The organism is Aggregatibacter sp. 2125159857, from assembly GCF_017798005.1.
Classification (GTDB): domain Bacteria; phylum Pseudomonadota; class Gammaproteobacteria; order Enterobacterales; family Pasteurellaceae; genus Aggregatibacter.
In genome coordinates this window covers 1,671,207-1,693,134 of record NZ_CP072548.1, presented here as the reverse complement: position 1 = coordinate 1,693,134, position 21,928 = coordinate 1,671,207, and the positions used below count along the sequence as shown (strand labels likewise).

General features: G+C 39.4%; 19 protein-coding genes, 1 rRNA gene and 1 pseudogene. 7 read left to right on the top strand and 14 right to left on the bottom strand.

Translation table 11 applies throughout. The features are described 5' to 3' along the window. Positions 1-2 precede the first annotated feature (2 nt). From J5X96_RS08240 to zevA, 6 genes are all read right to left on the bottom strand, one after another. On the bottom strand, positions 3-332 hold the full coding sequence (locus tag J5X96_RS08240; protein ID WP_209362974.1) for a helix-hairpin-helix domain-containing protein: 330 nt from the start codon (positions 330-332) through the stop codon (positions 3-5). Positions 333-576: 244 nt separating this feature from the next. Then, on the bottom strand, positions 577-873 hold the full coding sequence (locus J5X96_RS08235; RefSeq protein ID WP_209362972.1) for a YciI family protein: 297 nt from the start codon (positions 871-873) through the stop codon (positions 577-579). Between the two features lie 19 nt (positions 874-892). Continuing rightward, positions 893-1,354, bottom strand: a complete 462-nt coding sequence (gene yciA / locus J5X96_RS08230) for an acyl-CoA thioester hydrolase YciA (protein ID WP_021616162.1) — start codon at positions 1,352-1,354, stop codon at positions 893-895. Positions 1,355-1,357: 3 nt separating this feature from the next. Next, on the bottom strand, positions 1,358-1,909 hold the full coding sequence (locus tag J5X96_RS08225; RefSeq protein ID WP_209362970.1) for a septation protein A: 552 nt from the start codon (positions 1,907-1,909) through the stop codon (positions 1,358-1,360). A gap of 7 nt (positions 1,910-1,916) precedes the next feature. Beyond that, entirely contained in the window at positions 1,917-2,675 is a 759-nt protein-coding gene (locus tag J5X96_RS08220; RefSeq protein ID WP_209362969.1) for a beta-methylgalactoside transporter, read from the bottom strand. A gap of 297 nt (positions 2,676-2,972) precedes the next feature. Then, on the bottom strand, positions 2,973-3,605 hold the full coding sequence (gene zevA, locus J5X96_RS08215) for a zinc transporter binding subunit ZevA (protein ID WP_209362967.1): 633 nt from the start codon (positions 3,603-3,605) through the stop codon (positions 2,973-2,975). A 674-nt stretch (positions 3,606-4,279) separates the two neighbouring features. On the opposite strand from zevA, the gene J5X96_RS08210 reads away from it, so the two are divergent. Continuing rightward, positions 4,280-5,281 carry a YadA C-terminal domain-containing protein gene (locus tag J5X96_RS08210; RefSeq protein WP_245193461.1) on the top strand — a complete coding sequence of 334 codons (1,002 nt, stop codon included), beginning with the start codon at positions 4,280-4,282 and terminating at the stop codon, positions 5,279-5,281. Between the two features lie 662 nt (positions 5,282-5,943). Beyond that, positions 5,944-7,614 (top strand): energy-dependent translational throttle protein EttA, encoded by a 1,671-nt coding sequence (ettA, locus tag J5X96_RS08205; RefSeq protein WP_209362965.1) that lies wholly within the window; start codon positions 5,944-5,946, stop codon positions 7,612-7,614. A gap of 231 nt (positions 7,615-7,845) precedes the next feature. Here the strand turns inward: ettA and J5X96_RS09795 are convergent. From J5X96_RS09795 to grpE, 7 genes and pseudogenes are all read right to left on the bottom strand, one after another. Further along, positions 7,846-8,004: pseudogene (locus J5X96_RS09795) on the bottom strand (IS200/IS605 family transposase); the annotation flags it as partial. 306 nt (positions 8,005-8,310) lie between these two features. After that, entirely contained in the window at positions 8,311-8,664 is a 354-nt protein-coding gene (gene rplT / locus J5X96_RS08200) for a 50S ribosomal protein L20 (RefSeq protein WP_005596075.1), read from the bottom strand. 55 nt (positions 8,665-8,719) lie between these two features. After that, positions 8,720-8,917 (bottom strand): 50S ribosomal protein L35, encoded by a 198-nt coding sequence (gene rpmI, locus J5X96_RS08195; protein WP_005542274.1) that lies wholly within the window; start codon positions 8,915-8,917, stop codon positions 8,720-8,722. 206 nt (positions 8,918-9,123) lie between these two features. After that, positions 9,124-9,666 carry a translation initiation factor IF-3 gene (infC, locus tag J5X96_RS08190; protein ID WP_081456132.1) on the bottom strand — a complete coding sequence of 181 codons (543 nt, stop codon included), beginning with the start codon at positions 9,664-9,666 and terminating at the stop codon, positions 9,124-9,126. 242 nt (positions 9,667-9,908) lie between these two features. Continuing rightward, positions 9,909-10,541, bottom strand: a complete 633-nt coding sequence (locus tag J5X96_RS08185) for a TfoX/Sxy family DNA transformation protein (RefSeq protein WP_209364800.1) — start codon at positions 10,539-10,541, stop codon at positions 9,909-9,911. 206 nt (positions 10,542-10,747) lie between these two features. Further along, a 5S ribosomal RNA gene (rrf, locus tag J5X96_RS08180) occupies positions 10,748-10,863 on the bottom strand. Between the two features lie 199 nt (positions 10,864-11,062). Next, complete coding sequence (grpE, locus tag J5X96_RS08175; RefSeq protein ID WP_033002811.1) at positions 11,063-11,641, bottom strand: nucleotide exchange factor GrpE; 579 nt, start codon at positions 11,639-11,641, stop codon at positions 11,063-11,065. 127 nt (positions 11,642-11,768) lie between these two features. On the opposite strand from grpE, the gene J5X96_RS08170 reads away from it, so the two are divergent. Together J5X96_RS08170 and recN are read left to right on the top strand one after the other, a co-directional pair. Beyond that, positions 11,769-12,686 (top strand): NAD(+) kinase, encoded by a 918-nt coding sequence (locus J5X96_RS08170; protein WP_021617115.1) that lies wholly within the window; start codon positions 11,769-11,771, stop codon positions 12,684-12,686. Positions 12,687-12,760: 74 nt separating this feature from the next. After that, on the top strand, positions 12,761-14,434 hold the full coding sequence (gene recN / locus J5X96_RS08165; protein ID WP_209362964.1) for a DNA repair protein RecN: 1,674 nt from the start codon (positions 12,761-12,763) through the stop codon (positions 14,432-14,434). Positions 14,435-14,591: 157 nt separating this feature from the next. Here the strand turns inward: recN and J5X96_RS08160 are convergent, their stop codons facing one another. Beyond that, positions 14,592-15,308, bottom strand: a complete 717-nt coding sequence (locus J5X96_RS08160) for a UTRA domain-containing protein (RefSeq protein WP_209362962.1) — start codon at positions 15,306-15,308, stop codon at positions 14,592-14,594. Between the two features lie 180 nt (positions 15,309-15,488). Between J5X96_RS08160 and malQ the strand changes: the two genes are divergently transcribed. Genes malQ through J5X96_RS08145 form a run of 3 tightly spaced genes read left to right on the top strand, consistent with a single transcriptional unit; the run spans position 15,489 to position 21,744 of the window. Further along, on the top strand, positions 15,489-19,262 hold the full coding sequence (gene malQ / locus J5X96_RS08155; protein WP_209362961.1) for a 4-alpha-glucanotransferase: 3,774 nt from the start codon (positions 15,489-15,491) through the stop codon (positions 19,260-19,262). Positions 19,263-19,274: 12 nt separating this feature from the next. Beyond that, positions 19,275-20,066, top strand: coding sequence for an endonuclease/exonuclease/phosphatase family protein (locus tag J5X96_RS08150; protein ID WP_209362959.1), 792 nt, complete (start codon positions 19,275-19,277; stop codon positions 20,064-20,066). 10 nt (positions 20,067-20,076) lie between these two features. Beyond that, positions 20,077-21,744: a PTS transporter subunit IIBC gene (locus J5X96_RS08145; RefSeq protein ID WP_209362957.1), complete on the top strand. Its 1,668-nt coding sequence runs from the start codon at positions 20,077-20,079 to the stop codon at positions 21,742-21,744. Positions 21,745-21,928 lie beyond the last annotated feature (184 nt).

Below are 21,928 nucleotides of genomic sequence, written 5' to 3'. Positions count from 1 at the left end.
GATTAAAGTACGATGCGATCGCGATTTTTTTCGAGCGTAGCTTTGCCGATACCTTGCACTTCCAATAATTGCTCGATAGCGCTAAACGCGCCGTGTTTTTCACGGTATTGCACGACGGCTTCCGCTTTTTTCGCCCCGATACCCACAAGCGCTTTTTGAATTTCTGCGGCGGAGGCTGTATTGATGTTGACTTGCTGGGTAACAGCGGCCGTTGCGGCGGGTTGCTCTGTTTGCGTTGCAGGTTCTGCCGCCTTTTCTGCTGCCATGGCAGTGCCGGTAAACACCGTTCCTAACACGAACAGAGAAGCCAAAAGATGTTTCATTACTTTCATAGTGATTCCTTTTCAGACTAAAGTTAAATACACGTTGAATTAATCAACGAAAGTATTTTGCTGAAAAGGAAAAAGCACACGAGAAAATGACCGCACTTTTGGGATCTTAGTCGCAAAATCAAGGAAAAACGAGCCATGTTTTAAAGCATTTCGATAGGGGGCGGAAAATAGGGGAGGGCGGAAATAATGAACAGGGATGTCAGGCAAATCAGCGGATTGGTGATTTGCCTGATGGGTGGGAAGATCAAAATACTTTTTTAAACGGCTTAATGATGACATCACCATACACGCCGGCTTCTACATAAGGATCTTGAGCTGCCCAGTCTTTGGCGGCTTGCAAGCTCTCAAACTGGGCAATGACGGTCGAACCGGTGAAACCGGCCTCACCCGGATTTTCATCATCAATAGCTGGGTTTGGGCCTGCGGTTAATAAACGATCTTCCGCTTGGAGTTGTTTCAAACGGGCAAGGTGTTGTTCACGTACTGCCAAGCGTTGAGCCAACGTGTTCGGTTTGTCTTGAGCAAAAATAACGTAGTACATTTTGAGTCCTCTTGTTAGTTTATGGCGTTTTCATGTGTGCCAAAGCGGCATCTAATTCGTGATTATTTTCGCGTGGAATAGCACGAGGTTTACCTTCCTGATCGACAGCAACAAACGTAAATTGTGCTTCTGTCACGCAATAGCGTTCACCAATAGGTTCGCTTGCCACTTTTTTAACCCACACTTCCACTTTAATTTTAATTGAGCTACGTCCAACGTGTAAACATTGTCCATAGCAACAAACGACATCTCCAACAGAAACCGGCTGAATGAAATTCATGCTTTCAACGGCAACAGTCACAACGCGTCCGTGAGCGATTTCTTTTGCTAAGATTGCGCCGCCAATGTCCATTTGAGACATAATCCAACCACCGAAAATATCGCCGTTGGCGTTTGTGTTTGAGGGCATCGCTAAGGTTCTGAGCAGAAGCGTGCCGTGAGATTGTTGTCCGGTTTTGCTATCAATTAATTGAGGTGACATTGATTATTCCTTGTTTTTTTCTTGTTGTGTTTGAGGTAAATAGCGATAAATATAAAGACCTGTAATGATCGTGGCGACAAACGTCATGCCGATAATGCCGAAGGACTTGAAATCGACCCAAATGTCGTCCGATAAATATCGGCTGATATAAATGTTAAGCAACATACATAAAATAAAAAAGCCGCTCCAACCTAAGTTGAGGTTCTTCCACACTGGCTCAGGTAAGGTAATTTCTTTACCAAGAAGTTGTTTAATCAACAGTTTTTTAAAACCAAATTGAGCGACAAGTAAAACCAATGCAAAGAGCGCATAAATAATCGTCACTTTCCATTTCAAAAACTCAAGATCGTTAAAATAAGCGGTGAGAGTACCGAAAAAAATAACCGCACCTGCCATGAATTTTTGTTGCGTTTCAATTTTGCCGTATTTCACTTTTAAAATAATGAATTGCACGATAGTCGCGATCACCAAGGTGATTGCCGCTTCACGAATTCCAACTAATTTATAGACGGCAAAAAAGAGAATTAAGGGAATAAATTCAAGTAATTGTTTCATATTGATGTTATGCCTTTGATATAAATAACGTATAAAAACGGTATGTGACAACCAATGCAAATACATTGATTAGCGCAACCAGGATACCGCTAATGAGAGCCATGATGGCATTGCTTGAGAAGGCAGTGAGAAAATTTTCCACGAATGGGATTAGCACATAAATCAGCAAGCAGAAGATAAATAATACAGAAACACGCCCCATCGCAGCACGCCACGTAATTTTAGCGGAATGGCTTATGCTGTCGTTTGTTAGCAAATAATGTACCGGCGCTAAGCAAAGGCGAATATAGAGCCCAATGCCGATAACCATTGCAAATAATGAAATAATGGAAGGCTGTACTTTTTGTTGAATGGCAATCATGGCTTCTGTTAGCCCAATAAGGATCGGGATAAAAATCAGGAAACTCAGCAAAATAGCGCCCAAAATCCGTTTTAATGTTGAGGAGAAACTCTGCCAAATCGTGTTGAATTGGCGCAGGCTAATTTGATGAATGGTGACTAAACACCATGCACTGATAAAAATATAAATAAACTGTTTAAGAAAAAAGAAAGTCACCAAATCGATGCCTTGTTCTTCTGACATCGTGGAGGCAATTTGATTGTTTGACAAAGACATAACAATTTCATTGGGCAACATGACAAACTGTAGCCATACCATGATAATGTCGACAAAAAAGTAGAGCATAGATAAGAGAAGGATATTTCGCTTTTCATTTTGCATGAAATGAAAGCTGTCTTTAATAATTTGGGTAAAGTTTATTGGCATTTCATTGACTTCATTAAGCGTGAAAGAAAAAGAGCCTAATTATACTGACCTTTCCGGATAAAAACAGATCCTATTTTAATACTCCGACGTGTAAATCCGCGATTTCTGTGCATGGATTCGTGCATCAAGATGCACGCTGCACGAGGAATGAGCTAACTAGAGGAGAGCGGAGAGCAGGGGAATCACGCAATTTTTACATTGATTTATCGATAGCCGATTTCATTAAGCTGCGATTCCCCATTAAAATTGGGTGTCAATTAGGTTATGTTTGATTTTCTATCGCCGAATGACAAGAAACTAGCGGCAAATTAACCGCACTTTTTGCGCAAACTGCGCGCCAAGGGTGTCATCTTCGTTGCGTTGAGACTGATCTAACGAGGAGGCGTAAGCTTTAAGTTTTTCATTGATATTAGGCTCCAACACTTCGCCATGGCAATTTTCCGGCAATCGTGAAAAATCGACAGCCGAATGAAAAGGCTGATCATAATACATAGAAACATAATAAGTCGGATCATAAGTACTTAATGTAAATTCGTTATCCTGCAAAAGCTGCGGTTTTGACAACATAAAATCAAAATAATACAACACCTGCGCCCCACTGGTCTTCATGCCGTAATTTTGAGGTTTTGCGCTGTATTTTACTTTATTTCCTTGTTTATCAAATAAATAGCTAAAGTAATGCTCATTGACCACATTGCCGATAACCTCATCAATTAATTTTTGCAATGCTTTCTTGTCACCTTTTGCTTGTTTTACATCATATAACACAGCAGCCGAACTGGGTTCATCCAAAATCCATTGCATTGAAAAACCGACTAATTGTTGTTTGTCAACCAACACCTTCGTTTTCATGTCAATAAACGCATGTGGGTGGGCAAGTGCGTGTTGTCCTAGCAAACAGCCTAATAAATATAAAAAAAGTTTTTTCATAGTATATTCACTCATGAAATAGCTTGACGTTTATTTTGATACCTGAGTTTATAATCCAGGTACACAGAACAAGCGAGGATTAAGTATGAGTATTTTACATGACTAGGGGGAGGAAACCATAGTACTTCTGTTTTACAGTGAAAATAGTTAGTTGAAATAGCTGATATTAGCTTGAAGTTTGGTAGCTACTTTTTAGAACAACAAGGAATGTCTAGTACTTTACATGTTATTAAATCAATGAGGTTTTATTTTAAACTGTAACAGGAATGAATAAAAACAGCATATTAGTTAATCGAGATGTCTCTTTGAAGTGACAAGGCGTAGGGTTATACCAAAACCGTGCTTGATTGATAAAATAAATTTACAACTTCAGACAACCGACTTTATTTGGTGAAAAGTGATTTATGTATAGAAGTTACTTTAGGTAATTATTACCCTTGAATGAAATGACCTATTAAGGAAATAGGTTAAGTCTATTTGAATAATGTATAGAAATTAGTAATTTTTATACCATTTAGCAATTACTTATGGTATAAAGTCAGGCTGAAGGGGATAGCTAAAGAATTGGCACTTTTCTCTTTTTACATAAAGAAAAGCCCCCTTTCTCTCTCTAGGTTTTTACATAAAGAAAAGCCCCCTTTCTCTCTCTAGGTTTTTACATAAAGGATTAATCGATGAATACCCAATTATTAAAACGTACAGCAGTTGCTTTGTTTATTACCGGTGTTATATCCAGTAGTGCATTTGCAACAGATCCCCTTATTGCAGCTCTTGCAAAGACAAGCCAGCAATTAAAGGATGATGTTTCAGACCTTAAACAATCACACAATGACTTAGCCAATCATGTTACCTCAGAAATTAATCGTGTGACTGAGTATGTCAATAGCATGTCTGATGATATTGATACCAATACTGCTGAAATTGAAAAATTAAAGAATACATCAAGTTTCTTAGATGCTGCTAAAGTTGAAAAAAATACTCAAGACATCCGTGCTCAAAACAGCATGATTGAAACTAAAGCAAACAAAACTTATGTTGATAGTAAATTAGCAGATAAAGCTGATAAGGCAGAGTTAGCAAACAAAGCTGACAAGACTGAGCTAGTAAGCAAAGCTGATAAGGCAGAGTTAGCAAGCAAAGCTGACAAGACTGAGCTAGTAAGCAAAGCTGATAAGGCAGAGTTAGCAAGCAAAGCTGACAAGACTGAGCTAGTAAGCAAAGCCGATAAGGCAGAGCTAGCAAGTAAGGCTGATAAGGCAGAGTTAGCAAGTAAAGCTGATAAAACTTCTGTGATAAAAAATGAGACTATGATTAAAGCTAATACAGCTGATATCGCTCAGTTAAAATCTATGCAACAAAAGAATATCTCTGCCTTAAAAACTAAGGTTGACCGTAACAGCGCACGTATTGATCAACTTGATAGTCGTGTAAATGATTTAGATAAAGAAGTAAAAAATGGCTTAGCATCTCAAGCCGCATTAAGCGGGTTATTCCAACCGTACAATGTAGGCAAAGTAAATATGAGTGCGGCTGTGGGTGGCTATAAATCTAAAACAGCACTAGCAGTAGGTACTGGTTATCGTTTTAATGAAAATATTGCAGCTAAGGCTGGAGTGTCATTTAGTGCGAACGGTGGCGGTGCAAGCTATAATGCTGGTATAAATTTTGAATGGTAGTCTCATTTAAAGTTTTGTTAAATATTTTTGTTATAAACTAGGTAAAGCTAAACCACTTTCAATACTTGAAAGTGGTTTTTTGTAGTCGGTATGTATGAACTAGTCTAACAGTTAGAAATTCATATCCTAAGAATGCTGTAGTTTTAAATGGATAAACCAGTAGAAAATTGGAAAAGGGAGATAATTTATCTAAAAGGGTTCTAACTCTCTTAATTAGATAGAAATTTTTATATTCCCCCTAGGCTAATCTAGAAAACTGGATATCTTATTTATAGATTAGTTACCGGCTAAAACTGGTGAGAAAAATGATCAATTGATCATTTTATTGATTTATATCAAGAAATAATCTTTTCTGATTTTAATGATGACTCAATTTAATGTACTATCTTAAAAATCAAGTGATTGCTTGATATTCATAAAGTTCCTAAATAAAATAATCATAATAGCTAAACAACTTTCCTACCTCTCTTCGGAGAGGTTTTTTTTGTGCCAAAAACACGATTAAAATATGAATGGAAATTGGCACAACAGCAAACATCAAGTAGAATGAGCCACCTGAATTATGGCAATAATCTTTGTGATTTATTGTTTCTTTAGGGTCATTCCGTATGTCAAAACATCGATAAAAATGACCGCACTTTTCCCTTAACCAGAGAAAAATTATGTCAACACAATTCGTTTACACGATGCACCGAGTAGGCAAAGTGGTTCCGCCGAAACGTCATATTCTAAAAGATATTTCCCTAAGCTTTTTCCCGGGAGCCAAAATTGGTGTGCTCGGCTTAAACGGCGCAGGTAAATCCACGTTGCTTCGCATTATGGCGGGCATTGATAAAGACATCGAAGGGGAAGCGCGTCCGCAACCCAGCATTAAAATCGGTTATCTTCCGCAAGAACCAAAACTTGAACCGCAACAAACTGTGCGTGAAGCCATTGAAGAAGCCGTGGGTGACGTTAAACGTGCGTTAACGCGTTTAGATGAAGTTTATGCCTTATATGCCGATCCTGATGCAGATTTCGACAAACTTGCCGCGGAGCAAGCGGAGTTGGAAGCCATCATTCAAGCGCACGACGGGCATAATTTAGATAACCAATTAGAACGCGCTGCTGATGCATTACGTTTGCCGGACTGGGATGCCAAAATCGAACATTTATCCGGGGGTGAACGCCGTCGTGTTGCACTTTGCCGTTTATTACTCGAAAAACCAGATATGTTATTGTTAGACGAACCGACCAACCACTTGGATGCGGAATCCGTGGCATGGTTAGAACGTTTCTTGCATGACTACGAGGGCACCGTTGTGGCAATTACTCACGACCGTTACTTCTTAGATAACGTTGCCGGTTGGATCTTGGAGCTTGACCGTGGTGAAGGCATTCCTTGGGAAGGCAACTACTCTTCTTGGTTGGAACAAAAAGAAAAACGTTTGGCGCAAGAACAAGCGCAAGAATCAGCCCGCCAAAAATCCATTGAGAAAGAATTGGAATGGGTACGCCAAAATCCAAAAGGTCGTCAAGCAAAAAGCAAAGCGCGTATGGCGCGTTTTGAGGAACTTAATTCCGGCGAATATCAAAAACGTAACGAAACCAACGAACTCTTTATTCCACCTGGTCCACGCTTAGGCGATAAAGTCATTGAAGTGCAACATTTAAGTAAATCTTACGGCGATCGCACTTTAATCGATGATTTGTCTTTCAGCATTCCGAAAGGCGCTATCGTTGGGATTATCGGGGCGAACGGCGCGGGTAAATCGACTTTATTCCGTATGCTTTCCGGCAAAGAACAACCGGATTCCGGTTCTATTACTTTAGGTGAAACTGTCGTGTTGGCCTCCGTCGATCAATTCCGCGATGCCATGGATGACAAGAAAACCGTGTGGGAAGAAGTGTCCAACGGACAAGATATTTTAACAATCGGTAACTTTGAAATTCCAAGCCGTGCTTATGTAGGACGCTTCAACTTCAAAGGCGTGGATCAGCAAAAACGCGTAGGCGAACTTTCCGGTGGTGAACGCGGCCGTTTGCATCTAGCAAAATTGTTACAAGCCGGCGGTAACGTATTGTTACTGGACGAACCGACCAACGACCTTGATGTGGAAACCTTACGTGCATTGGAAAATGCTATCTTAGAATTCCCAGGCTGTGCTATGGTCATTTCCCATGACCGCTGGTTCTTAGACCGTATCGCGACCCATATTTTAGACTACGGCGATGAAGGCAAGGTAACCTTCTATGAAGGCAACTTCTCCGATTATGAAGAATGGAAGAAGAAAACCTTCGGTGCTGAAGCCCTTCAACCACATCGCATGAAATATAAACGCATTGCGAAGTAAGCCTTTATGGTTAAATATAACCTCATGCTTGGTTAAGTGTGAGGTTGTGTTTTTGTCTCTTATTGACCTGTGCTGACATATTTTTACGATATTGATTGCTATTAGTGCGCATTAAATAACAATCCGCACGTAAAACGTGCGGTTTTTAGGCTCCCCTATAAGGGCCTATACTTCACAAGCCCCTCAAGGGGCTTGTGAAAACTGACAGCCGTGTCTAATGACTTCCTTGACTTACCCCTTAAAGGGGGCAATATGTTCTTTCGTTGATAAATTATCTTGAACCATGTCTTCTTGTTCTTGATTCTTTATATAGTTCTCCACAACTTTTGTATTTAAGCCCACGATGCTGACAAAAAATCCTTTCACTCGGAAATGTCTATTTTCATATCTCTATTTTAGTGAATTGTAGCGTGCAACTTGTTGCACAAAATCGTGAATGCCAGAAAGAGTTAAATAACGTTCCGTACGTGATTCGGTCGTGCATCAAGATGCACGCTACGAGGGGTAAATAATCCTCCTATATGTTGAATTTTGGTTGTCAGCCTTATTCATTATATAGCGAGGATTTTTTATGTTCATCGCTTAAGCTATTTGGCTCCATACGCATAGCGTATGGTTTTTATAGCCAGACTTTGGCTGGCTATAATGAAAAAGGACGCTCGAGAGCGTCCTAATTTTTATCTAAACTTTAACGAATTAAAGTGCAGATTTTGCTTTTTCAACTAATGCAGCAAATGCCACTTTGTCGAATACGGCGATATCAGCAAGGATCTTACGGTCGATTTCAACAGACGCTTTTTTCAAGCCGTTGATGAATTTGCTGTAAGATAAACCATTTTGACGAGCCGCTGCGTTGATACGTGCAATCCATAATTGACGGAATTGACGTTTACGTTGACGGCGGTCACGATATGCGTATTGACCAGCTTTGATCACTGCTTGGAAAGCAACGCGATACACGCGTGAACGTGCACCATAATAACCTTTAGCAGCCTTAAGAACTTTCTTATGGCGTGCTCTTGCAATAACACCACGTTTTACACGAGCCATTATTTAATCTCCTATGTAATATTTTTAACTAAAATGAACTGACGTACGTTTGTGCTTATGCGTATGGCAAGCACGCTACGACTAATACTAAGTCGGACTTAGCAACCATGGATTTATGGCGTAGGTGACGTTTACGTTTTGTTGTTTTCTTAGTCAAAATATGACGTAAGTGAGATTGTTTACGCTTGAAACCACCGGAAGCAGTTTTTTTGAAACGCTTAGCAGCACCGCGTACTGTTTTAATTTTAGGCATTGTTAAATAACTCCGCATTTTTAAGTTAAACAACATAATCAGGCGAATCGTTTTAAGGCGATTACTTGTAGGCTCTGATTATTTCCAATCAAGGCAATTTAAAATTGCCCTTCTCAACGTCATTAGGCTGCGTAGTGTGCCCAATATGCCGTTGTATCTTCACCGAAGTGAAAATTCCATTATTCAGATAAAATCTGAATTAAAAATTATTTTTTCTTAGGTGCCAATACCATCACGGCTTGGCGACCTTCTAATTTTCCCGGTGCAGATTCAACCACAGAAATATCGGCTAAATCATTTTTTACACGCTCCAATACATCAAAACCAATGTCTTGGTGAGCCATTTCACGACCGCGGAAACGTACAGTAATCTTGGCTTTATCGCCATCTTCCAAAAAGCGGATTAGGCTACGTAACTTAACTTGGTAGTCACCTTCATCTGTGCCCGGACGGAATTTAATTTCCTTCACTTGCACCACTTTTTGTTTTTTCTTCTGTTCTTTCGCTGTTTTGCTCTTTTCGTAGAGGAATTTACCGTAGTTCATAATGCGACACACAGGTGGTTCCGCATTTGGACTGATTTCTACAAGATCTAAAGCTGCGGCTTCCGCCATTTCTAATGCTTGTTGAATCGCAACAACCCCAACTTGCTCGCCGTCCTGATCAATCAAGCGAACTTCTTTTACTCTAATTTCGTCATTAATGCGATTAGGGCGATTTACTGCAGGTGCTTTTTTTACGGTTTTGATAATGATATTCCTCTATTAGTTAAACTATGAAAATGCTGCTTGGCGAACCAAACAGTTCTACATTGAATCCGGTTAATTAAGCGCGCATTTTACAAAACTTTATTCTCTATAGCAAAATATTTTCTCAGAAACCTTTTGTTTGCTAAATTCCGTTATATTAGATAGAAAAAAAGAGTTGAACACATCAACTCTTTTCTTTTCTGATACAAGCATTAGCTTATCACAATAAAACGCATTGATCGTTAGCGTTTAATTTTGCGTAAGCCATTTGCTTCAAGCAACTCATTTACTCTGACAAAGAGGGTATGTTTTTCCTTCTCTGTTAATAAATGCACATGTTTATTCTTTAATGCCGCAGCAAAACGCCAAAGCATGTCAATGTTAATAGGGATGCCAAGTTTTTTTAACCTAACATAACTATTGGTTGCACCTAACGATCTAAATTCATCCACCGTGTAGATATTAATCTTAGCCAGTAATCTTTCGTGTTTGATAGAGAGATTAGCAAGCTCTTTGATCCTTGACTTTTTAGCAAGCGCTTCAGTCAACTTTTTCGTTTGAATTTGCTTCAAAGAAAGGCTAATTAGGTGACCTAATCGTGCTTTATCTTTTTGAACAGCCAGAGGTAATTGATAATAATGATATAAGACTAAAACATCCGAGCAGTCTGGATTTCTTGAATATGCCGCAGCCCCCAAAGATTCAAGGTACTGCGCTAATTCATCCTCCGCTCTAAGATATAAACTACCATTTTGGTAGATAGCAAACATCATTTCTGAATAAAAAATTCCATATCCTGCAAAGAGATTCTTAATCTTTACGTCACCAATAATTGGTACTAGCTCATCCTTAAGCTGTTTAGACACAGCCGATATCATAGTAATTTCCAACGTGAGTGATATACGATTGCTGTTTAAATGAACATACCTGTAGTTTGGCTTATTACGCAAATGCAATTTTTATTGCATCAGTAATTATTTATGCCTTCCAGATAGGTTATTTACAGCGCCCTAATATTAAACTGACAGCACTACAATGCCTTTTCATAAAAGGTTGAAAGAAGTGATATCAATTTAATAAAGCTTGGCGGTGACCTACTCTCACATGGGAAACTCCCACGCTACCATCGGCATTACGGCATTTCACATCTGAGTTCGGTATGGAATCAGGTAGATCCGCTATATTATTGCCGCCAAAAATCGATTGATGATGCTTATATTTTTTAGCATCATCCTTTAAACGTTAATTCATGAGCAGTTGTATTATAGGAGTTTATCGAGACCTTGCAATCCCTTTTTATTCTTTGTGTTGATAGATCATCTATGTCTATCCTTAATGGGGGAAATCCCCCCACAGGATAGCAGGATAAGGAAAAGGAGGACGTGATTAGGCTAACTTACGCCGCGACCATCACCATTGCCGGGCGAATTACGCGACCGTTAAGCAAGTAACCTTTTTGCAAGACCGTGGTGATTTGGTTGGTTTCAAAGCCTTCCATCGGTTGCATAGAAATGGCTTGGTGGAGATCCGGATTAAAAACCTCTCCGACAACGCCTACAGGTTCAACGCCGAAACGGGCAACCGTCGCCAATAATTCTTTTAATGTTAGCTCTACACCGTCAAACAAAGCTTTAACGGTTTCATCTTCCGTATTTGCCGGGGTGGCTAAAGCACGTTCTAAGTTATCAATGGTGTTTAAAATGTCTTTGGCAAATTTTTCTAACGCAAATTTATGCGCTTTTTCAACATCTTGTTCTGTACGACGACGAATATTGTCGATTTCAGCACGGGTACGCAACAATAAATCTTGCTCTTTTTTTGCGGTTTCCGCTAATTGTGCTTCTAATTCTTGTACGCGTGCGATAGCTTCTTCCAAAGGATCTTCCGTGTTTTTTTGTTCTTCAACATCCACTTCTTGCGATTGAAGATCTTGTTCTAATTCTTCGTTTTTTTCTTGTTTTTGTTCGTCTGCCATAGTCATTCTCCAATTAATAAAAGTTAGGCGATTATAACAAAAAATGCCGCATTTACCACTTGAGTAAAAGGCTTTCTGTTGTAATATAGTGCCCAATTCATTGAATTCAAGTTAGTGTAAAAACAATATGGACACGTTAAATTCGGCAAAACCGCAAACATTGCATACCTCATTTCAAACCATTGCATTAGTCGGTAAACCGAGAAATGATATCAACCTACAAATGCATAAAAACCTATTTTTTTGGTTAATTGAACGCGGTTATCACGTGTTGGTTGAGCAAGATATCGGTAAAAAAATTGAGCTTCCCCCAAAACATTTAGCCAGCTTAGAAGAAATCGGCCAATCCGCCCAGCTTGCAATTGTTATTGGCGGAGATGGCAATATGTTGGGGCGTGCCCGTATTTTAGCCGAATATCATATTCCGCTTATCGGTATCAACCGTGGCAATTTAGGTTTTTTAACGGACATTGACCCGAAAAACGCCTATTCCCAATTACAAGCCTGCTTGGAAAACGGCGAGTTTTTTGTAGAAGAACGCTTCCTATTAAAAGCCTGCGTGGAACGCGACAATGAAATCATTGCCAGCAGTATTGCCGTTAACGAGGCGGTGATTCACCCCGCCAAAATTGCGCATATGATTGATTTTCATGTGCATATCAATGATCAGTTTGCGTTTTCACAACGTTCCGATGGTTTAATTATTTCAACGCCCACCGGTTCAACCGCCTATTCTCTTTCCGCCGGTGGCCCGATTTTAACCCCACAATTAAACGCCATCGCACTGGTGCCGATGTTTCCGCACACCTTGTCTTCACGCCCACTCGTAGTGGATGGCAACAGCAAAATTTCTATTCGCTTTGCAGAATACAACACCTCTCAATTAGAGTTAGGTTGCGACAGTCAAGTTGCGCTCCAATTCGGACCTGATGATATTATCCACATTCAAAAATGTGACTATCCTCTCCGTTTACTGCACCTTAAAAGCTACAATTATTACAAAGTATTAAGTTCCAAATTAGGTTGGTTACGTAACTTTTCTTAAAGATTAACAAACCCTCTTTACTGTATATTAAAACAGTAATATACTGACAAACATACAGTAAAGAGGATTTGCTTATGTTGACCCAACTCACCATTAATAATTTTGCTATCGTTCGTCAGTTAAATATTGAATTATTACAAGGAATGTCCGTCATCACCGGGGAAACCGGCGCGGGAAAATCTATTGCTATTGATGCCCTAGGTGTCTGCCTCGGGCAACGGACAGACGCCTCAATGTTACGAGAAGGTCAAGAGCGCGCGGATATTTGCGCGACATTTCATCTAAACAGTAACAATCCGGCTTTCCAATTTTTACAAGAAAACGAATTGCAGGATCCTGACAATCCTGAAGACTGCATTTTACGCCGCATTATTAATCATGACGGACGCTCCAAAGCCTTCATTAATGGCATTCCGGTGTCGGCCGCCCAATTAAAAGAGATCGGGCAACATCTTATTCAAATTAATGGACAACACGCGTCACAACGTTTACTGAAAAACGACTACCAACTGCAATTAGTCGATAATTTCTGTCAACATACCGAACTTTTACAACAAATGAGCCTTGATTATCAAACATGGCGCAATTTACAACATCAAGTCAAAACCTTCCAACAAAAATGTGCGGAAAACGAAGCGAGAAAACAGCTTTTACAGTATCAAGTAAGTGAACTGGATGAGTTTAATTTAAAAGAAAATGAATACGAGGAATTAGAAGCGGATCATCTTCGTCTCTCCAATAGTGAAGAATTAACGCAGCTTTCCCAATCAGTTTTGCAATTATTAAGTGAAAATGAAACGGTGAGCGCAGATTCGTTGCTTTATCGCGCTGTGCAACATTTAAGTGAACTCTGCGAGTTAGATAATCGTTATACCGACGTACAAAATCTATTAAATGAAGCATTGATTCAAGTGCAAGAAGCCACCAATGAAATTCAATCGTTAAGCAGCAATATTGAGCAAGATCCGGCGTTATTGGCTGACATTGAACAACGCCTAGGACAAACCGTGCAATTAGCGCGCAAACACAATGTAAAACCACAAGATTTAGTGGCATTACACCGTCGCCTCAAAGCAGAATTGAATGAATTAGAAGATTTTTCCGGTAGTGAAGAAATGCTCATTCAACAAGAACAAGCGGCTCACGAAAAAATGCTTGCTACAGCGACCGCACTTCATCAAAGTCGTCAATTAGGCGCACAAAAGCTGGCACAGCAAGTGACCAAATCCATCAAACAATTAGCGATGGAACACGCAGAATTCTTTATTGAGTTGCATAGTGACTATGACAAGATAAGTGCAAATGGTGCAGATAATGCGATTTTCACCCTACAAAGTAACTTAGGTCAAAGCGCTCAACCGCTCGCCAAAATTGCTTCCGGCGGTGAACTTTCTCGCATTGCCTTAGCCATTCAGGTACAAGCCTCTAACCAAACCGCCATCCCAACATTAATTTTTGATGAAATTGATGTCGGTATCAGTGGTGCCACAGCAAATGTGGTCGGCAAATTATTAAGAAAACTCAGCGAAAAATGCCAAGTCATTTGTGTTACCCACTTGCCGCAAGTCGCTTGCCATGGAATACATCATTTCTCCGTTGAAAAATCGACCATCGATCAAAAAACGGAAACAAAAATGACCGCACTTTCCCCTCAGCAACGCGTCAAGGCATTAGCCAAATTGTTAGGCGGAAGCAAAATTACGGATGCCGTATTGGCGAATGCACAAGAAATGTTAGAGGGCGTTTGAGGTTTTGCGCCATAACGTGCGTGGTATTTTATGCCTGAGTTTGGCTTTCGGAGCGGGGTATTTTTTGGAAGCCGGGCATTTGGGCGAAACAGATCAAAGTGCGGTCAGTTTTTAGCATATTTTAAAAGCCGACCGCACTTTAGGATATGACGAAAAACTAGGATGTATGGCGTTTGGCGATTGAAGTAAAGGCAATTTTGTCGGGACGATAACTAATGCTGCCATACTGAAACGGGCGACCATCGGATAAATAGGTGGTGCTGGCGACGTTAACCACCATATTATATTCATTGAGATCCATTGTATTTTTTTCTTCTTCATTCGCATAGCGAAAAACGATTTCTCGCTGGGAATGGCTGATTTTGAGACCTAATTCCTTTTCTAAATAGTGATAAATAGATTGTTCTGCGATCTCTCGGTTAATAAAAGAAACGATACGGCGATCAAAGTAGGAAACCTCGTATTCCACGGCCTCGCCGTCAATTTCGCGAACACGGCCGATACGGTAAAAATCCATTTGATCATCGACGTTGAAGATCCGCATCAATGTCTCTTCGCCTTGCACGATATATAGACTTGTCAATGTCGTTTTGACTTGATGGGTTAAAGGGCGGTTAAGTTCACCAACGGTTTTAATTTCAGACAGGATTTGAGGGGTGGAGAGATTGTGTTCAAGCACAATGGAGTTGCGTCCTTGTTGCTTCTGAATGTAGCCATCCATTTCTAGTAATGAAAGGGCTTTGCGAATCGTATCTTTCGAAAAACCATAGTGTTGCATGAGTTCACTTTCACTCGGTAATTCTTGCTTTGGTGCTAAAACACCATGATTAATTTGGTTTTTTATATCATTGTAAACTTTTCGGTATTTACTCATTGTTTCTTTAATTCCCTTTTCTGATACGGAATAGCATAACACAAATTAGCTTACTTATACGGATAAATTTGGTAATTATCACAATATTTCGGAAACGTTGTAACTCTTACGTAAATGTTGTTGCATAAATATGAGTTTCGTTTAGAATCGGCAGACACTTTGCTTCTGAAGGGAGAGACTATGTTTACACGTTCAAGTGGTGTTTTAATGCACATTACTTCGCTTCCAAACGCATTTGGTATTGGGAGCTTTGGTCAATCTGCGTATGATTTCGTGGATTTTTTGGTGGAAACCAAACAAACTTATTGGCAAATCCTTCCGCTGACCACAACGAGTTATGGCGATTCTCCGTATCAATCATTCTCAGCGATTGCCGGTAATACACACTTTATTGATTTTGATTTATTGTCCCAAGCGGGATTATTAAATACATCGGACTATGCTTCCGTGAATTTTGGAGAGGATCCGACTCAAGTGGATTATGAACGCATTTTTCATGCACGCCGTCCTATTCTTGAAATTGCCGTCAAAAATTTCTTGATAAAAGATGCTTTCCACTCAGACTTTCAAAACTTTGAAAAAAATAACCGCACTTGGTTAGATGATTATGCCGAGTTTATGGCATTTAAAGAACATTTCGGTAATAAAGCGCTACAAAAATGGGAAGATAAACAGCTCATTGCTCGCCAACCAAAAGCACTTGAGAAATACCGAGCCATACTGAAAGAAAAAATTCAGTATTTTAAGGTTACGCAATATTTCTTCTTTCAACAATGGAAGGCATTAAAAGCCTATGCCAATAGGAAAGGGATTCAGATTATTGGTGATATGCCGATTTATGTCGCTGCAGATAGTGTTGAAGTCTGGACCAAACCGGAATTATTCCAATTAGATGCAGAGCGGAATCCTCGTTTTGTTGCCGGCGTGCCGGCAGATCAATTTAGTGCAACGGGGCAACTGTGGGGCAATCCGCTTTATGATTGGGAGGCGCACAAAAAACAACATTATGCTTGGTGGATTCATCGTATTGAAGAAAGCTTTAAGATTTATGATGTTCTTCGTATTGACCATTTCAAGGGCTTCTCCGATTATTGGCAAGTAGATGGCAAAGCGGACATTGCCAAATATGGTTGCTGGCAACCCGGTCCGGGATATGATTTATTTAAGGCAATTAAAGCGCAGTTAGGTGATTTGCCAATTATTGCTGAAGATTTGGGGAATATTGATGATAAAGCCCGGAAATTACTGACAGATTGCAATTATCCCGGCATGAAGATTTTACAGTTTGGCTTTGAGGATGTGAGCGGTGAAAGTTTAGATAGTCCGCATTATTGTATTCCTCACAGCATTGTTTATACCGGGACACATGATAATGATGTGACGCAAGGATGGTATGACGGTTTAACGCCAGAGCAACAGCAATATATCAATAGTTATACACATCGCCGTCATGATGAATCAATTTGCCAAGCAATGATTCGCCAGCTTTTTGCCACGGTTAGTCATATTGCCATCGCCACAATGCAGGATATTTTAGCCTTACCGGCTAGCTCAAGAATGAATACGCCTTCAACAATTGGTGGAAATTGGGAATGGCGTATGCAACCAAGCGATTTAACGCAAGCGAAAAAAGACTTTTTAAGACAGGTGACAACATTATATCACCGTGCAAATAAGGGAGAAGACATGATGAAATTGAGTACCTATGTGAAAAATGAGACAAATAAATCATTAGAACAGCTCAGCGATAAAGAAATTTATATTCAGTTGCTAAACTACATTAAACATCTTGCCGCAGATAAACCTAAAAATAATGGAAAACGGAAAGTTTATTACATTTCTGCAGAGTTTTTGATTGGTAAATTACTTTCCAATAACTTAATTAATCTTGGAATTTATCAAGAAATTAAAGATGAGCTGGCACAGGCAGGAAAATCATTAAGTCATATTGAGGATATTGAACCGGAACCCTCTTTGGGGAATGGGGGGCTAGGTCGCTTAGCGTCTTGCTTTGTTGATTCAATGGCGACACTTGGCCTAAATGCAGAAGGGGTAGGGTTAAACTATCACTGTGGTTTATTTAAGCAGGTCTTCAAGAAAAATGAACAATATGCGGAACCTAACTATTGGATTGAAGAGAATTCTTGGTTAATTCCCACCGATATTCATTATGAAGTGCCGTTTAAAAAATTTACGTTAACCTCAAAATTAGATCGCATTGATATTTTAGGTTACAAGAAAGAAAGTAAAAATTATCTTAATTTATTTGATATTCAATCAGTGAATTATCATTTGATTAAAAAAGGCATCGAATTTGATAAAACCGATATTCAAGAGAACTTGACTTTATTTCTTTATCCGGATGATTCAGATAAAAATGGAGAATTATTACGTATTTATCAGCAATATTTTATGGTATCCAATGCGGCACAATTACTTATTGATGAAGCCATTGCGCGTGGCAGTAATTTGCATGATTTGGTTGACTATGCTTACGTGCAAATCAATGATACCCACCCATCCATGGTCATTCCGGAATTAATTCGCTTACTAACAGAAAAACATCAGATCAAATTTGATGAAGCGGTAGAGATTGTACGTAATATGGTGAGCTATACGAATCATACGATTCTTGCTGAAGCATTAGAAAAATGGCCTTTAGCCTATTTAGAAGAAGTTGTTCCACATTTGGTTAAAATTATCAAAAAATTAGATAAATTAGTCAAAAAAGCATATAACGATAGCGCAGTACACATTATTGATGAGCAAAAACGTGTGCATATGGCGCATATGGATATTCATTTCTCAAATTCCGTTAATGGTGTTGCCGAATTGCATACAGAAATTTTGAAAAATTCTGAACTGAAAGCCTTCTATGCGTTATATCCTGAAAAATTCAATAATAAGACAAATGGCATTACTTTCCGCCGTTGGTTAGAGTTTTCTAACCAACCATTAGCGGCGTATATTAAAGAGTTAATTGGCGATGATTATTTACATGATGCAACGAAGTTAGAAAAATTGCTTGCGTTTAAGGATGATAAAAAAGTACATCAAAAATTAGCTGAAATTAAATTTCAGAATAAATTAGCGCTAAAAACCTATTTGAAAGAAAATAAAGGGATTGAATTGGATGAAAATTCGATTATCGATACGCAAATTAAGCGTTTCCATGAATATAAACGCCAACAAATGAATGCCCTTTATGTAATTCATAAATACCTTGAAATCAAAGCAGGTAAACTGCCAAAACGGAAAATTACCGTGATTTTTGGTGGGAAAGCCGCACCGGCTTATGTGATTGCACAAGATATTATTCATTTAATTCTTTGCTTGTCTGAGTTAATCAATAACGATCCGGATGTGAATCAGTATTTAAACGTGTATTTGGTGGAAAACTATAATGTCAGCGTGGCGGAAAAATTGATTCCGGCAACAGATATTTCAGAACAAATATCCCTTGCTTCAAAAGAAGCATCCGGTACCGGCAATATGAAGTTTATGCTGAATGGTGCATTAACTTTAGGCACCATGGATGGTGCAAATGTCGAAATCGCAGAATTAGCTGGCGCAGAAAATATTTATACCTTTGGTAAGGATGCTGAAAGCATTATCAAGCTGTATGAAACTGCCGGTTATGTGTCGAAAGATTACTATGAAAAGGATAAATATATTAAAAGAGCGGTCGATTTTATCCTTGATTCTACGCTAGTGAAACTGGGTAATAAAACGCGTTTAAAACGTTTGCATGATGAATTGCTCAATAAAGACTGGTTTATGACCTTGATTGATTTTGATGCGTATGTGAAAGCAAAAGAACACATTTTAGCGGATTATGAAGATCAAGATAGCTGGAATAGAAAAGTGATTCATAATATTGCGAAAGCAGGCTTTTTCTCATCTGACCGCACCATTGCACAATATAACACTGATATTTGGCATTGTGAGGATTAAAGGGGAGAATCGATGAAACTGCTCACCCTAAATACACACGCTTGGTTAGAAGATAACCAAGCGGAAAAAATGGATGTTATTGCCGAGACTATTGTTGAAAAGGAGTATGACATTATCGCTTTGCAAGAAGTGAATCAATTAATGTCATCCCCAGCGATTTCTCAAGCATTAAAGCAAGATAATTACGGTGTGGTGTTGTTAAATAAAATTAATCCGCGAGTGAGACAAAAATATTCGCTATTTTGGAGCAATTCGCATATTGGCTATGATAAATATGATGAGGGTATCGCACTCTTAACCAAATTGCCGGTTTATGAGGTAGATGCCTTTTATTGCAGCCAACATCAACGTGTCGACTCTATTCTTTCCCGTAAAATTCTGGGGTTAACAGTAGAGTATCAAGGGCGGCTTGTGGATTGTTATTCCTGCCATATCAACTTACCGAATTGCGAAGGGGAAGACCAACTGGACAATATTCGTGCCATCGTGGAACGCAATCAAAGTCAAAATCTTAAAATTCTGATGGGGGATTTTAATACAGATGCTATCAGCGATCCTGTTGCGTATCAGAATATTAAATGTTTAGGCTTGCTTGATACATTTGATATAGCAGAACAGAAAGACAGCGGAATTACTGTTGAAAAAGCCATTGATGGTTGGAATGGCCACAGCGAAGAAAAGCGCCTAGATTACATTTTTTTAAATCAACCGAAACAGGTTTTATCAAGTCAGGTGATTTTTAATGGCAAAAATAAACCGGTCGTTTCCGATCATTTCGGTTTAGACGTTGAGCTCATTTTGTAGGAGAACACATATGAAAAAATTGCTCAGTTTTGAATTTTGGCAAAAATTCGGCAAATGTCTGATGGTCGTGATTGCCGTAATGCCTGCTGCAGGTTTAATGGTGAGTATCGGTAACTCATTACCATTAATTAGTGATGCTGAATGGCTGGCTCGCATCGGTCATATCATTGCACAAATTGGTTGGGGGATTATTGGTAACTTACATCTCTTATTTGCTTTGGCGATTGGTGGTAGCTGGGCAAATGAACGTGCGGGTGGTGCATTTGCCGCAGGTCTTGCCTTTATTCTCATTAACTTAATTACGGGAAATTTTTTCGGCGTAAAAGTTGAAATGTTAACCGATCCAACGGCGCATGTGAGCACGCTATTTGCAGGTGATATTCCGGTAGCACATTATTTTGTGAATATTCTTGGACAACCTGCATTAAACATGGGCGTTTTTGTGGGAATCATTGCGGGCTTTGTAGGCGCAACAACCTTTAACAGTTACTACAACTTCCGTAAATTACCAGAGGTGTTGACCTTTTTTAATGGTAAACGCTTTGTTCCTTTTGTTGTCATTTATCGTTCCGTATTCGTTGCGATTATTTTGGCGTTATTCTGGCCTTTAGTACAAACCGGTATAAACCATTTTGGAGAGTGGATTGCGAATTCACAAAGTTCTGCGCCGATCTTAGCCCCATTTGTTTACGGCACATTAGAACGTCTTTTGTTACCATTTGGGCTACATCATATGCTTACCATTCCTATGAACTACACGTCATTGGGCGGTACCTATGAATTTTTAACCGGAGTACAACAAGGTAAGCAAGTCTTTGGACAAGATCCTTTATGGCTTGCTTGGATCAGTGATTTAATCAACCTGAAAGATTCCGGTGATTTAGCACAATATAATGAACTGCTCACTCATGTTACCCCAGCACGTTTTAAAGTGGGTCAAATGATTGGTTCAAGTGGTATTCTCATGGGGATTACGTTAGCGATGTATCTCAATGTTGATCCAGATAAGAAAACCATCTATAAAGGGATTTTCCTTTCTTCTGCCCTTGCGGTGTTTTTAACCGGTGTCACTGAGCCTATCGAATATATGTTTATGTTCGTTGCATTGCCGCTTTACCTTGTTTATGCCGTTGTGCAAGGTTGTGCCTTTGCCATGGCAGACATTGTGAATTTACGGGTTCATGCGTTTGGGAATATTGAATTTTTAACCCGTACGCCAATGGCGATTAAAGCGGGTATTGGAATGGATCTGGTTAATTTCATTTGGGTTTCCGGTCTTTTTGCTGTGTTGTCATTTATCATCGCAAATTTCATGATTAAGAAATTCAATCTAGCCACAGCAGGTCGTAACGGCAACTACGATGCGAAAGGCACTGACGAATCGCCTGCTGCTGAGGAGAAAAAAGTCGCAAATGCCAGTGCGCAAGTGGTGCAAATCATCAATCTTCTCGGTGGACGCAACAATATTGCTGAGGTGGATGCCTGTATGACCCGTTTACGTATCACCGTGCATAATCCTGATTTAGTCGGAGATGAGGCGAGTTGGAAACAAGCCGGTGCAATGGGTTTTATTGTAAAAGGTTCAGGTATTCAAGCCATTTACGGGCCTAAAGCCGATGTCTTAAAATCAGATATTCAAGATTTACTGGCTTCAGGTGTTGATATACCTAAATCGTAATGAGGCCTTTTATGATCAAAAGTGCGGTGAATTTTAGGGGCAAATTAGCTAATGTATTAGAACGTTGTAGATAAGCCTCAGAACACCTCTGCTGATTAAGGTCTCTTTATTAGAAATATTAGAAAGCACAAAACATTAGCATTTTGTGCTTTCTATTTTTAAATATGGAGATATTTTTTAAAGA

Bases quoted from the DNA above. Each gene is read 5' to 3' on its own strand.
- J5X96_RS08240 (WP_209362974.1), bottom strand. From the start codon at position 332: ATGAAAGTAATGAAACATCTTTTGGCTTCTCTGTTCGTGTTAGGAACG.
- J5X96_RS08235 (WP_209362972.1), bottom strand. From the start codon at position 873: ATGTACTACGTTATTTTTGCTCAAGACAAACCGAACACGTTGGCTCAA.
- yciA (WP_021616162.1), bottom strand. From the start codon at position 1,354: ATGTCACCTCAATTAATTGATAGCAAAACCGGACAACAATCTCACGGC.
- J5X96_RS08225 (WP_209362970.1), bottom strand. From the start codon at position 1,909: ATGAAACAATTACTTGAATTTATTCCCTTAATTCTCTTTTTTGCCGTC.
- J5X96_RS08220 (WP_209362969.1), bottom strand. From the start codon at position 2,675: ATGCCAATAAACTTTACCCAAATTATTAAAGACAGCTTTCATTTCATG.
- zevA (WP_209362967.1), bottom strand. From the start codon at position 3,605: ATGAAAAAACTTTTTTTATATTTATTAGGCTGTTTGCTAGGACAACAC.
- J5X96_RS08210 (WP_245193461.1), top strand. From the start codon at position 4,280: ATGAATACCCAATTATTAAAACGTACAGCAGTTGCTTTGTTTATTACC.
- ettA (WP_209362965.1), top strand. From the start codon at position 5,944: ATGTCAACACAATTCGTTTACACGATGCACCGAGTAGGCAAAGTGGTT.
- rplT (WP_005596075.1), bottom strand. From the start codon at position 8,664: ATGGCTCGTGTAAAACGTGGTGTTATTGCAAGAGCACGCCATAAGAAA.
- rpmI (WP_005542274.1), bottom strand. From the start codon at position 8,917: ATGCCTAAAATTAAAACAGTACGCGGTGCTGCTAAGCGTTTCAAAAAA.
- grpE (WP_033002811.1), bottom strand. From the start codon at position 11,641: ATGGCAGACGAACAAAAACAAGAAAAAAACGAAGAATTAGAACAAGAT.
- J5X96_RS08170 (WP_021617115.1), top strand. From the start codon at position 11,769: ATGGACACGTTAAATTCGGCAAAACCGCAAACATTGCATACCTCATTT.
- recN (WP_209362964.1), top strand. From the start codon at position 12,761: ATGTTGACCCAACTCACCATTAATAATTTTGCTATCGTTCGTCAGTTA.
- J5X96_RS08160 (WP_209362962.1), bottom strand. From the start codon at position 15,308: ATGAGTAAATACCGAAAAGTTTACAATGATATAAAAAACCAAATTAAT.
- malQ (WP_209362961.1), top strand. From the start codon at position 15,489: ATGTTTACACGTTCAAGTGGTGTTTTAATGCACATTACTTCGCTTCCA.
- J5X96_RS08150 (WP_209362959.1), top strand. From the start codon at position 19,275: ATGAAACTGCTCACCCTAAATACACACGCTTGGTTAGAAGATAACCAA.
- J5X96_RS08145 (WP_209362957.1), top strand. From the start codon at position 20,077: ATGAAAAAATTGCTCAGTTTTGAATTTTGGCAAAAATTCGGCAAATGT.